The following is a 12,700-nucleotide window of genomic DNA, read 5'->3' as shown; positions in this document are numbered from 1 at the left end:
GCATCGCTCTCAACCGACAAGGCAGATGCTCTCAAAAAGGGACATAAATCCGGCGGCCATGCCCAGTTTCCGGAAAGTGATCGACCGGAGAATCGCACGCCGCTTCGTCAGCAATCGGCAGACTTCAAACGTTTCCGTCTACACAAAGTCAATCCGAATCTGCGATAACAACGTCATGAGCAACGTCATCAAATTCGAACGCCCTAAGCCCGTCAAACCGCCACGCCAGACACCGCCATGGCTGCGCAAAGCCGCGATCGTCGCTGCGATCATTGCAGCCTTCGTGTTGGCATGGTTCTATTTCACCATCACGGGAAACAGTGCCGGCCTCGGCCAGTGAGGTGGGGAAGTGGCATGTCGCACTTGGAAATAGAATGTACTCCGCTACAGGCAAAGATCGCATAATTTAGATTATGGAACAAATATCTTATGACATACTAACGATGGCTTGATGTCGCGAGCTGAAGTTATGCCGGACGTTACAATTGATCTTTTGAGATCTCCACCTCGAACGCGAGGCCGTCATAAGCCGGTTCGACATGGTCAGGTGTTTCAGCCTGTACAGTCTCATAGTCCAGCGGCACGTGCATGTGCGTGAGGATCGCGCGGCGTGAGCCGAGACGCTCGATCCACTCCAATGCCTGCTCGAGGGACAGATGGCTGGGATGGCGTGTGTATTGAAGCGCGTCGATAATCAGGACGTCGAGGCCTGAAAGCTTCGGCAGGCTTTCCGGCGGGAAATCGCTGACATCGCTGGAATAAGCCACGTCACCGATCCGGAAGCCGAGCGAGCGGATATCGCCGTGCACTTGGGCATATGGGAGGACCCTGATCGGCCCGCCGGCGCCGGAAATGAGCAGCGGTTCATCGAGATCCTCGATGACATGACCCTTGACGATCGGCGGGTAATTGCCGCCAGGCGGTGTTTCCAGGCAGTAGCCGAAGCCTTGACGAATGCGCTCCATGGTGACGGGCTCGGCATAGATCGGAATGCGCGTTCGCTGCGTCAGGCTGTAGAGCCTGATGTCATCAATGCCGTGCAGATGGTCCGCATGGGCATGCGTGTAGAGAACGGCATCGAGATGCTGCACATTGGCGGCAATCATCTGCTCGCGAAAATCCGGCCCCGTGTCGATGACGATGCTCGTGACGCCGCCATCCGGCGCGATCTGCTGTACCAGGAAGGCTGCGCGCAGCCGCCGGTTCTTCGGGTTTTCAGGATCGCAATTGCCCCAGTCACCGTTCAATCGCGGCACTCCCGGCGAGGATGAACAGCCGAGAATAGTGAAGCGACGCCGGTACATGGTCACGGATTCAAACCCTCGTCATCTTGGAGAAGATCCGGAAGGCATTCTCCGTGGTGATGCTTGCAATTTCCGCATAGGAAAGGCCGAGCGTGTCGGCCAGAACCTCGGCGGTATTCACAACATAGGATGGCTCGTTGCGTTTTCCACGCCAGCGCTTCGGCGCCAGATACGGCGCATCGGTTTCCACCAGCAGGCGATCATGGGGCACGGTCTTGGCGATCGCACGCAGTTCCTCGGACTTCGGAAACGTCAGGATGCCGGAAAACGAGATGTAGCCTCCAAGCTCCACGCCGACGCGTGCCAGTTCGGCGCCGGACGAGAAGCAGTGCAGGATGAAGGGGAAGGTGCCCTTCCCTGTTTCCTCGGTCAGGATTTCAGCCATGTCCTGGTCGGCGCTGCGGCTGTGGATGACGAGCGGCAGCCGCGTCTCGCGTGCCGCTTCGATGTGACGGCGCAAACCCGTCTTCTGGTCGGCAGGCGTCTGCGTGTCATAGAAATAGTCCAGACCCGCCTCGCCGATCGCCACGATCTTGTCATGGCCATTCGCCAGCCGAATGAGATCTTCTGCCGTGATATCAAGCTCTTCGCCGGCATTGTTCGGATGCGTACCGACCGAGCAGAAAACGCTTGGGTAACGCTCGGTCAGCGCCAGCAGCCCATCCAGCTTTGCCACACGGGTGGAGATCGTGACCATCTGTTTGACGCCGGCATCATGGGCGCGCTTCACCAGATCGTCGCGCTCTTCTTCGAAATCGGCGAAGTCCAGGTGGCAATGGGTATCGATCAGCATCAGCTCAGGCCTTGTCTGCTTCCGGTGCGATATAGCGCGGGAAGACAGGAGCGGGGGCTGGAAGCTCAGTACCGGGCGCCAGGCGACCCGCCTCACCGAGATAGACAAAGCTACGCTTTTCCTCCGGCACGGCGACGAGATCCAGCAGCTTTGCTGCACTGTCCGGCATGATCGGCTGGAACAGGATGGCGATCTGGCGCACCACTTCGGCAGTCACGTAGAGTACGGTCGCCATGCGCGCCACATCCGTCTTGCGCAGCACCCAGGGCTCCTGCGCCGCGAAGTAACGATCCGACTCGTTGACGATGTTCATGATCGCGCCGACCGCCTTGTGGATCTGCTGGCGACCCATTTCCTCACGGCAGATAGCAATCGCCTCGTCAGCGGTGGCGAGAATGGCCTTGTCGGCATCCGTCAGCGGGCCGGGTTCCGGCATCTTGCCCTCGAGGTTCTTGGCGATCATCGACAGCGAGCGGCTGGCGAGGTTGCCGATACCGTTGGCGAGGTCCGCATTGATGCGCGTGCCGATCCCCTCCTCCGAATAGCTGCCGTCCTGGCCGAAGGACACTTCGCGCAGGAAGAAGAAGCGCACCTGATCCAGGCCGAAATGGCTGACCAGATTGACGGGGTCGACGACGTTGCCGAGCGACTTCGACATCTTCTCGCCCTTGTTGAGCAGGAAGCCGTGGGCGTAGACCCGCTTCGGCAGCGGAATGCCGGCTGACATCAGGAAGGCAGGCCAGTATACCGCGTGGAAGCGGATGATGTCCTTGCCGATGATATGCGCATCCGCCGGCCAGTATTTCGCACGTGGACCGTTCTGATCGGTCAGGTAACCGGTCGCTGTAACGTAGTTCGTCAGCGCGTCGACCCAGACATACATCACATGCTTCTCGTCGCCCGGAACCTTGATGCCCCAGTCGAAGGTGGTGCGCGAAACCGACAGATCCTTGAGCCCGGATTTGACGAAGGAGATCACCTCGTTGCGGCGTTCGTTGGGGCCGATGAAATCCGGCTGGTCCTCGTAAAGCTTCAAGAGCTTGTCTTCATAGGCGGAGAGCTTGAAGAAGTAGCTTTCCTCTTCCACCCATTCCACCGGCGTGCCCTGCGGCCCGTAGCGAACGCCATCGGCGCGCACTTCCGTTTCGTCTTCGGCGTAATAGGCTTCGTCGCGCACCGAGTACCAGCCGGCATAGCTGTCCTTGTAGATATCGCCATTGGCCTCCATGCGCCTCCAGATTTCCTGGCTTGCCTCATGGTGGCGTGGCTCGGTGGTGCGTATGAAATCGTCATTGGACGCATTGAGCAACTTGCCCATGGCGCGGAATTCATTCGAGTTCCGCTCGGCGAGCGCTTCCGGCGTGATGCCTTCATTGCGGGCCGTCTGCTGCATCTTCTGGCCGTGCTCATCCGTGCCCGTCAGGAAGAAAACATCCTTGCCATCCAGCCGCTGGAAGCGAGCCATGGCATCCGTCGCGATCAGTTCGTAGGCATGGCCGATATGCGGCTTGCCATTGGGATAGGAGATGGCGGTGGTGATGTAATACGGGGTTTTCGAAGACATTGCGGCCAGCGTCAGCTTTCTCGATCAAGATAGGGTCCCGCGTCTTAACCCATGTTTCGCCGTTGCGAAACACCCTGATTGCACCCGAGAGAAGGATCAGGCCGAAACATCCTCCAGCAGGTTCAGGATTGTCTGCTTGCGATCGAGATTATAGGCCTGCGACACCGTAATCTTCTCGTTGATCTCGCTGGCAAGACGGGCCGTCTTGTCGGCGCCGAAAAGGTCGCCTTGCAACGCAAGCGCCCTCGCCCGCTCAGCCAGCACGTCACCCAGATGTTCCAGGAAAAAGCCGAAGATGACGTCATTGTCTTTCCCCGAAAGCACGTCGGCCAAGCGATGCATGGCACGCCGTGCAGCAGGTCCGCTGGCCGACAGGATTTCCTCGAACGCCGCAATGATTTCCGTGCCGCCGTAATTCAGCAATTTGAGCGCCTGTGAAACACTGCCATTGGCCAGGCGCAGAACCTCTTCTTCCGTCCGCCCACCATCCAACGGAGAGCCCAAGGCGGCGAGCGATTGCCGCAGATCGGCGTCCGAAAGCGGAGCAAGCTTCAGCGGCAGGCAGCGGGAGCGGATGGTCGGCAGCAGCTTGCCTGGGGCATGGCTGAGCACGAGAAACAGCGCGCGACGCGGCGGTTCCTCCAGGATCTTCAGGATGGCATTGGCCGCATTGCGGTTCAGGTCATCGGCCGGATCGATGATGACGATACGCCAATTGCCCGTACCCGATGTCTGCGAAAAGAAGTGCCCTGCCCTCCTCACCTCGTCCACGGTAATGGCGCTCTTCATCTTGCCGGTCTTTTCATCCACCGGGCGGCTCAGATGCAGAAGATTGTGCGAGGCACCAGAAGCGATCTGGCGGCTGACAGCCGAATGCGGATCGGGCGCCGTTAGATGATCGGGTGCTTTGGCCGGGTCAGGATGACTCAAGACATGATTGGCGAAACGAAAGGCGAGCGTCGCCTTGCCGATCCCCTCAGGACCTTCGATGAGGATCGCGTGGTGGCTCTTTCCGGACTTGTAGGAGCGCGCCAGAAAGGCCTCCGCCGCTTCATGCCCGAAAAGATGCGTGTTGGTCTGGGGCGGGATCGCGCCGTCCAGCACCCCTGGATGTTGTTCCGTCATGATGCGTTTTCAGCCTTGGCGACGGGTACGTCAAGCAGCGTCGGCAAATGCGCCTGTACGAGCGAGAGGATGTCGGCTGCCACGATCTTCTCGCTTCGCGTCGCATCGACCACCTGGCAACGTTCCGGCTCTGCGGCTGCAATATCAAGAAAGGCCTGGCGGCGCTTTTCGTGAGTCTCGATCTCCTCCTTCTCGAAACGATCGGGCGGCGCATTGTCGCCAGTCGCCTCGGCACGCTTTCGAGCTCTCTCCAGACCGATGGCCGCCGGGATGTCCATGATCAGCGTCAGATGAGGGTAAAGGCCGTTGACGGCCACACGCTCCAGCGCCTTCAAGAATTCAGGCTCCAGATTGCCGGTCACGCCCTGATAGACGCGCGAGGAATCGATGAAGCGGTCACAGAGCACCACAGTGCCGCGCGCCAGCGCCGGCCGGATCACCTCTTCCACGTGGTCGTTGCGGGCAGCGGCAAACAGCATGGCCTCCAGGCGCGTGCCGAAGGCTTCAGCAGCACCAGACAAAATAACATGGCGTACCGCCTCCGCTCCGGCGGATCCGCCCGGCTCTCGGGTGACAAGCACGGAGTAGCCCTGTTTGCGCAGCGTTTCCGCCAGTCGCCGAATCTGGCTGGACTTGCCGGCGCCCTCCCCGCCTTCAAAAGTTACAAACAGGCCTGATGATGTCGTCACGCGGTTGCCGATAATGTTCAAAGCATTTCTGCTTTCTATCCCATTGCTGAAGGTTGCGAAAGCAACGGCAATTCTAAAGCCAGAAGAATATCAGTTCGAGAAGCGCATCGGTGGCCTTCGAAGTCAACGTCCCCTCGCCAACTGGACCTTCAGCATAAAGCGGTACTTCCCGCAACTGGCGCTCCCCGGCAGAAATTTTGAGAACACCAACTTGCTGACCGGCAGAGACCGGCGCGCGCAGCGGCCAATGATAGACAATGCGACCACTCAGCCGATCGGGATTTCGTGTCGGCACATAGATCTCGATCGGCCCCTTGGCGACAAGGTTCACATGACTGCTGGCACCACCATAGACCGCGACCTGGCCGACCACTTCACCTTCCTTGAAAAGCGCACGCGTTTCGAACGAGGAAAGCCCCCATTCCAGAACACGGCGCGATTCCTCCAGGCGCTCCTTGTCACTCGCGAGACCGGCCATTGCCATGAACAGGCGGGTGCCATTGCGCTCCACAGAGGCGACAACCGCATAGCCTGAGCCTTCCGCGTAACCGGCGCCCAAACCGTCCACGCCGATGTTGAGGGCCATCAGAGGGTTCTTGTTGCGCTGGAAGATCTTGTTCCAGGTGAAGTCCGGTTGGGCGTAGAGCTTGTAGAAATCTGGATAGGTCGTCTGGATATGACGCGCCAGTTCCACAGCATCACGCGCAGTCATACGGCTCTCCTGCTGCGGCAGGCCGGTGGAGTTGCCGAACACGCTGCGGGCAAGACCGAGATCCTTGGCACGTGCCGTCATTCGGGCCGCGAACTCGGCCTCTGAACCGGCCATGCCCTCGGCAATGATGATGCACGCATCATTGCCGTTCTGGATCACCACGCCCTTGATCAGATCCTCAAGACGCACTTCCGACTTCAGTGCCGCAAACATTGTTGAGGTGCCCGAAGGGGCACCGCCGGTGCGCCAGGCATTTTCGGAAACGCGGTAGGTCGCATCAAGAGAGACCTCCCCTTTGCGCAGGGCCTCAAACACCAGATCCATGGTCATCAGCTTGGCGAGCGACGCGGCCGGAAAGGACTGGTTCTCATTATCCGCCAGGAGCACCGTCCCGGACTTTGCCTCGATCATATAGATCTGCTTGGCCTTCAGATCGGGCAGACGCGGCTCGTCAGCGGCGACGGCAATGGGCGCGGCACCGACAGCAACCAGAAAAGCAAAGAAGGCAAAAACAGTCGAAAAGGCGCGGTGGCGCATGGAGTATCCCATCTGTCACGTGCCTTCCCTGCCTAAACGCTAATAGCGGTCAGGGCAACCTGAGCTGTTTCAAGGTGAGACAGTTTTTGCCTCACCGTGTTTTGCAGCACACTATTTCGCTGTTTCGAGTACACCGTCTTCGCGCAGGATGACGTTGCCAAACATGACCTGAGGCTTGCTTGGCTTCGGCGCCGCGGCATAGGCCGTTTCGGATGCCATCGGCTGAACGCGCTTTGCCGTCTGGACGGGCTTGATCGCCTGGGTAGGCGCGACAGCGGAACGCGCCTGCTGCTGCGCGACAGGAGCCGGCTGAGCAACAGGAGCAGGACGGGCCGGCTCAAGTCGAGCAACCTGAACGGGCGCCGGTGCCGGCTGCACATGTTTCTGCGCAACGGGCGCTGCAAGTGCAGGAGCAGCAGACGCAACCGCCACAGGACGAACCTCCGTCTTGCGTTCAACCGGTGCCGGAGCCTTTTGAAGCTGAGGAGCAACCGATGCGACCTGCGTGGTTCTCGAACCGGTTGCTGCCGGTACTGACGGCTTGGCTGGCTGCTGCTTGCTGCTGAAGATGGGGGCGGGTTCGGGGCTGTTGCTGCTGTAGCGGCCGAAATTCTGCAGCTGGTCCTTGAAGGACTGATTGGAGGCTACCATCACGCCCGTTGCAATCTGTCCCTCAGGACCGATACGCGGCAGGCGCTCGCCCTTGCGCACGTAGGAGGCCATCATGAACGGCATGTCGCGGCCGTCCATGCGCGCACGTCCTACATACTGCACATTCACATGTGCCGTACCTGTGCTCTTGAAATCCAGGAGTTCGGCGGCCTTGCTGGAAACGTCGATGATGCGACCCGGATGGTAGGGACCGCGATCGTTGACGCGCACGATCAGGGAGGTACCCGTATCCAAGTTCGTCACGCGCGCATAGCTGGGAAGCGGAAAGGTCGGATGCGCTGCGGAAATATATTGGGTGTCGTAGATTTCGCCATTGGCGGTCAGACGGCCGTGGAAGGCAGAACCATACCAGGATGCGAGACCGGACTTATTGTAGTTCGGATCTTCCTTCGGCACATAGGTCTTGCCCTTGACCTGGTAGGGATCGCCGACGAGTTCGCGCCCGCCGCCACGGGGAACCGGCTGCCCATCGGCAACGACGCGCGGGCTTGCCTTCACGCCGTAAACGCTCTCCGCGAAATATTCCTTGCTTCTGGGCTTCGGCTTATTTTCTGCCTGACGAGTGGTGGTCGTGGCGCAGGATGCCATACCTGCACACATCAGGGTTACACCAAGCCACTTGGTTCCCCGAACAAGTTTACCAGACTTTGAACTCAACACACTGTCCCACGCCGCTTGGGGCTTACGCTTTGCCTCGTGCGAAACACCCCGCGCCCCACCATGATCGCAATTAACCATAGCCGGGCTCACACACAGGCAGTTTTGCCCTCAACGTGGCTAAAATGCGATCCAAAAAGCGTGGATAATTAAAATTCTACGAATTATAGTTAATGAATTCTTATTTTTTCGAAAAATAAACCAAACAAGTTAACGAATATTAAGTTTTAAGTATCACTCACTCTTGCGTTGCAGCAAGATGCTCGCGACGTTATCAACCCTTATGTTCAAAACACTTCTGTTCAAGCTGCTTCCCTGGCTCTGTCTGATCGCCATTATCGTGGTCACCGTCTCGCCCATTCGCTGGCGTCCGCCGGATCCCCTGCCCGTCAGCGTGGATCGCGCCATGGCGTTCGCCCTGCTCGCCTTCCTCTTCGGTTTGGTCTATCCCCGCCGCCTCTTGTGGCTGGCAATCGTGCTGATCCTAGGTGCAGGCGCAATCGAGATGCTTCAATATCTGTCGCCGACCAGACATCCGCAGTTGCGCGATGCGCTGGTGAAGGCTGCGGGCGCGGTGATCGGTCTGGTCGCCGTCGCTATCCTCCAACGGCTGCAACGATCGAAAAAGATCGCGGAAACGGAGTGACGTCAGCGGCCCAATCAGAGACCGAGCAAACGGCTCAAACCGGCTGACGGCGAACCAGATCGAGAACGAGCTTGCGCTGGGTCAGCATGACAAGCACGCCATAGATCACGCCACCAATCGCGGCTCCCGCCAGCAACCGAGCAAGTGGCGTGTGGGACAGGAGCAGTTGGTCTGCCAAGGACAGCCTGACGGCAAGCGCCATGACTGCAGCGATTACCAACGGCACCATGACATCCTTGATGCCCTGCCGAAGCGCTAAGCCCGCGACCCGAAGGACGACGGCGAGATAGGCAAACAGAATCCCCAGATTGACGATGCACATGGCAACGCAAAGCCCGACCAGACCATAGAACCAGGTGCCAAGGATCATGGCGATCAGTACGCTGATCGCTCGCCCAAGACCGAACCACCAGAGCGTCGAGGCATGGCCTGTGGCCTTGAGATATGGTATGAAGCTGCCGCAGGGCGACATGATGCCCTTCGAGACCGCAAGCCAGGCCAGCACAGGCGCGGCGAAAGCCCATTTTTCCCCGAAGACGACAATCATCGCCGGCTCCGACACCGCCCAGATGCCGAACAGCATGGGCGCCAGCAGAAGCGTCGTGGCACGTGTCGTGCGCGACAACACTTCCGCCTGCCGCCTGCCATCATCATTCATCCGGCTGAAAGAAGGAAACAAAACACTCATCAATCCCGTAAGAACAATCTGGTTCGGCAGGTCGGACAGACGATTGGTGAGGTTGAACGTGCCGGCATCCGGCAGACCAAGCATGCGCGTGATGACCACAATCGGGGACTGGAAGGACAGGAAGTTGACGAAGTCGGCGCCGACGAGCCGCACGCCGTAATTCATGTGGCGCTTGAGATGCAGCCCGGAAAAGTGAAAGCCGGGCCGATACCGCGACACCAGAAAGAGGCCGACGAACCTGAACACGGCTGAGACGTAAAGCTGAGCGATCAGCGCCCATATGCCGCCACCCATCAGCACGACGACGACAGCCGCAATGGACCCCAGCGCTTCCGATATCACAGAGCAGATCGCCTCCTTGTCGAAGGCCATGCGGCGGGCAAGTTTCGAGCTTGCCACATCAGGCCCCAGATAGAGAACGAACAGCGGCGCAAAGACTTGCAGCAGCCAGTTGGCTTCCGGCGCACCGAGCAGTTCTGCCAGGGGCGAGGCAAACAGATAGACAAGGATCGCAAGGGTCGTGGCGACGCCGAGGTTGGCCCAGAACACCGTATCATCGCTGACGCGGTCCTCGACAGCTTCGCGGATGAGCCCGGACGTCAGACCCGCCCCGGCGAACATCAGCAGGAAGGTCACGACGATCATCCCGCTTGCCACCATGCCCAGTTCGGCCGGCTGCAGGTATCGGGCAAGAATGGGCACACTGACGAATTTCAGGGTAAAAATCGCAATCTTGGAGCTGATGCTCCAGACCACATTTGTCATCGTACGCCGTTCCGCCATTGGGTTCGCTCCAGCCTCGGATGCCTGCTCCCCGCCCTGCAGAAGAGAGACGTGAGCATTATTCAGATTTATTGAATACCATTGTCCATGGACGATCTAGGGCGTTGGCGCTGCATCGCCAGAAAAAATGCTGCAGACGCTCACATTTCTGCAGCGTATTCCACAACGGGCCATTGTCTTTAGCGGTTGACGCAGGCTGGGGCCGCGCTGTAAACCGCATCGACCATTGGAGACGAACTATATCCGAAGCACCTGTTTTCGGATGTGGCCGTTAAGCTGGAAGAGTGTCCGAGTGGTTTAAGGAACCGGTCTTGAAAACCGGCGTGCGGGAAACCGTACCGTGGGTTCGAATCCCACCTCTTCCGCCATAAACCGTTGAATCGGCGACCTTATTATACCTTCATTGTGCGAACTGTGTGTTGGTTTCAAAATGCGATTTTGGCCTGAAACAGGCTTTGGCCGGCCTCGGTCGTAATCGAAGAAAGCTCCAGGCGCGCATTCATCTGGGCCAGCAGTCGCTCGGTGATGGCAAGACCGAGTCCCGAGCCCGGTTTGGTATTGTCACCGCGGACGAAGCGCCGACGGATGTGCGCTAGTTCTTCATCCGACATAGCCGATGCCTTATTTCGAATTGTGATCGCACCGCCCTGCCCCATCTCGATGTGAACAGGTGCGTCTGCAGCGCCGTATAGAAGCGCATTTTCTATGAGGTTGCGCAGGATGATGGCAAACGCATCCGGGTTAGCGGGCTTGATCAGCGATAAACCAGCATCGCGTTGATAGATCAGGCGGCCGGAGCTATCCCTGCGGTCAAACTCCTCCACCACCAGATCCAGAATGGGGGCCAGATCAACCGCATTGCCGCTGGCGCCGATCCCGGCTTCGGCGCGGGCCAGTTGAAGCAGGCGTTCATTCAGCGTGGCGAGTTTCTGCAGCGCCGACTCCACCTGCATGGCTCGGGGCTGGGCCGGGCTTTGCGCCAGTTCCGATATCAGCATCTGGGTCTGCGCCAGCGCCCCGGCGATCGGCGTTCGCAATTCATGCGCACTATTGGCCGTCAGTTCGCGCTCCGCTTCTAAGGCACCCCGCAATCGCGTCAGCAACAGGTTGACCGAATGCATGATAGGCTGCAGCTCGACAGGCATGCGGTCGAGTTCGATCTCCGATAGATTGCCACTGTCCTTGGAAGAGATCGCCTGGCGCAGTTGGTCGACCGGCCGCACAGCACGTTTGACGATGTAGATGACCGCCAGCACACTCAGCGGCAGCAGCAGAAGGCCGGGCAGCAGAAGCGCAAATCCACCCTCCGTTGCCGCTTCCTTGCGATGATCGAGCGAGTCGGCCACCTGCACGAAGACGGTGCCACTGACCGCCGAGACTGTATAGATCCGCCGGTGTTCATCCTCCCAAAAGCCCGCCTTCAGGGGTGCCGGATAAGGATCCGCAGCCACATTATGGGAATGCAGGAGAACGCGGCCAGAGGCATCCCGCACCTGATAGGTCAGATATTCATCCGGCATGGTGCCGTAGAGCGATTCAAGTTGTCGCGTGGCGGTATTATCATCACGCAGGAAGAGATCGTCGACGACCAGCGGCGCGAGGCGCTCTGCTGTTTCCTGAAGCGAACTGTCGAAGATTTCGCCGAACTCGTCCTGCATGACATACACGCCCAGGCCGACGGCGATCAGCCAGAACACCAGCAGGCCACCGCTGAGCCAAACGGTAAGAAGACGTGATATGCTGGGCTGGTTTGGCATGCATGGACCTATCAATGACACTTGCAGTGGACCGACTGGCCCATGCAATCCGAGTCATACTCCGTGGTCGCCCGTGACGGAAGCGGTGCTAGTCCGCCTTCACGTCATCCACCTTGATCCGATATCCGACACCCCGCAAAGTTTCGATCACCTCGCGCCCGAGCTTCTTGCGAAGGCGGCTCACATAGACCTCGACGGTGTTGCTCTCGATTTCCGCCCCGAACGCATAGAGCGCTTCCTCGATCTGGCTTTTCGAGACGATGGCCGTTCGACGTGCAAGAAGCGTATCCAGCACCGCCCATTCACGTCCGGAAAGGGCAATGTCCTCACCTTTTCTCAGAATGCGTCGTTCCGTGGGCTGTACCTTCAGCTCACCCAAACAGAGAAAGGTGGAGGGAATCCGGGCGTAGCGCCGCGCTACTGCGCCCATGCGCGCCGTCAACTCACCGAGGTTGAAGGGTTTGACAAGGTAGTCGTCTGCACCGCAGTTCAGGCCTTCGATACGGTCGGAGATCTGGTCGTGCGCCGTCAGGATGATGACGGGCGTGGCATCCTCTCGACCGCGCATGTCTCGCAGCAGGGTCAGGCCACTGCCGTCGGGCAAGCGTAAATCCAGAAGCATCAGCGAATAGGTGACCGCCCGCAACGACACAGATGCATCTTCCAGCGTCGTCACCCAGTCCACCGCATGGCCCAGGCTCGCCACATGCGCCTTGACCGCGTCTCCCAGAATTGCGTCATCCTCGACGAGCAATACTCTCACACCATTGCTC

Annotated in this window: 12 protein-coding genes and 1 tRNA gene; 3 read left to right on the top strand and 10 right to left on the bottom strand. The window is 59.1% G+C overall.

The genetic code is table 11. The annotated features are described in order from the left end of the window. Nucleotides 1-175: 175 nt before the first annotated feature. Complete coding sequence (locus tag Q2T52_RS16480; RefSeq protein ID WP_302077885.1) at nt 176-340, top strand: hypothetical protein; 165 nt, start codon at nt 176-178, stop codon at nt 338-340. A gap of 139 nt (nt 341-479) precedes the next feature. Here the strand turns inward: Q2T52_RS16480 and Q2T52_RS16475 are convergent, their stop codons facing one another. The 7 genes from Q2T52_RS16475 to Q2T52_RS16445 form a co-directional block, all read right to left on the bottom strand. Next, the gene (locus Q2T52_RS16475; protein ID WP_302077884.1) at nt 480-1,310 is read right to left on the bottom strand and encodes an MBL fold metallo-hydrolase; all 831 of its coding nucleotides are present in this window, start codon (nt 1,308-1,310) and stop codon (nt 480-482) included. Nucleotides 1,311-1,314: 4 nt separating this feature from the next. Beyond that, nucleotides 1,315-2,097: a TatD family hydrolase gene (locus tag Q2T52_RS16470; protein WP_302077883.1), complete on the bottom strand. Its 783-nt coding sequence runs from the start codon at nt 2,095-2,097 to the stop codon at nt 1,315-1,317. A gap of 4 nt (nt 2,098-2,101) precedes the next feature. Next, nucleotides 2,102-3,661 carry a methionine--tRNA ligase gene (gene metG / locus Q2T52_RS16465; protein ID WP_302077882.1) on the bottom strand — a complete coding sequence of 520 codons (1,560 nt, stop codon included), beginning with the start codon at nt 3,659-3,661 and terminating at the stop codon, nt 2,102-2,104. A gap of 96 nt (nt 3,662-3,757) precedes the next feature. Further along, nucleotides 3,758-4,786, bottom strand: a complete 1,029-nt coding sequence (locus Q2T52_RS16460) for a DNA polymerase III subunit delta' (protein WP_302077881.1) — start codon at nt 4,784-4,786, stop codon at nt 3,758-3,760. After that, on the bottom strand, nt 4,783-5,475 hold the full coding sequence (gene tmk, locus Q2T52_RS16455) for a dTMP kinase (protein WP_302078156.1): 693 nt from the start codon (nt 5,473-5,475) through the stop codon (nt 4,783-4,785). The genes Q2T52_RS16460 and tmk overlap by 4 nt, the downstream gene beginning before the upstream one ends. Before the next feature lie 73 nt (nt 5,476-5,548). Then, a complete protein-coding gene (locus Q2T52_RS16450; RefSeq protein ID WP_302077880.1) occupies nt 5,549-6,724 on the bottom strand; it encodes a D-alanyl-D-alanine carboxypeptidase family protein in 1,176 nt (391 codons plus the stop codon). Between the two features lie 111 nt (nt 6,725-6,835). Further along, a complete protein-coding gene (locus Q2T52_RS16445) occupies nt 6,836-7,996 on the bottom strand; it encodes a septal ring lytic transglycosylase RlpA family protein (RefSeq protein ID WP_302077879.1) in 1,161 nt (386 codons plus the stop codon). Between the two features lie 340 nt (nt 7,997-8,336). Between Q2T52_RS16445 and Q2T52_RS16440 the strand changes: the two genes are divergently transcribed. Then, the gene (locus Q2T52_RS16440) at nt 8,337-8,699 is read left to right on the top strand and encodes a VanZ family protein (protein ID WP_302077878.1); all 363 of its coding nucleotides are present in this window, start codon (nt 8,337-8,339) and stop codon (nt 8,697-8,699) included. A gap of 34 nt (nt 8,700-8,733) precedes the next feature. Here Q2T52_RS16440 and Q2T52_RS16435 read toward each other — a convergent pair whose 3' ends face one another. After that, nucleotides 8,734-10,170: a lipopolysaccharide biosynthesis protein gene (locus Q2T52_RS16435; protein WP_302077877.1), complete on the bottom strand. Its 1,437-nt coding sequence runs from the start codon at nt 10,168-10,170 to the stop codon at nt 8,734-8,736. 278 nt (nt 10,171-10,448) lie between these two features. Between Q2T52_RS16435 and Q2T52_RS16430 the strand changes: the two genes are divergently transcribed. After that, a tRNA-Ser gene (locus Q2T52_RS16430) sits at nt 10,449-10,538 on the top strand. A gap of 57 nt (nt 10,539-10,595) precedes the next feature. Here the strand turns inward: Q2T52_RS16430 and Q2T52_RS16425 are convergent. Then, on the bottom strand, nt 10,596-11,927 hold the full coding sequence (locus Q2T52_RS16425) for a sensor histidine kinase (RefSeq protein WP_302077876.1): 1,332 nt from the start codon (nt 11,925-11,927) through the stop codon (nt 10,596-10,598). An 88-nt stretch (nt 11,928-12,015) separates the two neighbouring features. Continuing rightward, nucleotides 12,016-12,690 carry a response regulator transcription factor gene (locus Q2T52_RS16420; protein ID WP_302077875.1) on the bottom strand — a complete coding sequence of 225 codons (675 nt, stop codon included), beginning with the start codon at nt 12,688-12,690 and terminating at the stop codon, nt 12,016-12,018. Nucleotides 12,691-12,700: the final 10 nt, after the last annotated feature.

The organism is Rhizobium oryzicola (assembly GCF_030504645.1).
In the GTDB taxonomy this organism is placed as follows: domain Bacteria; phylum Pseudomonadota; class Alphaproteobacteria; order Rhizobiales; family Rhizobiaceae; genus Neorhizobium; species Neorhizobium oryzicola.
The sequence above is the reverse complement of the archived record's forward strand: the minus strand, read 5'-3'. Positions and strand labels throughout refer to the sequence as shown.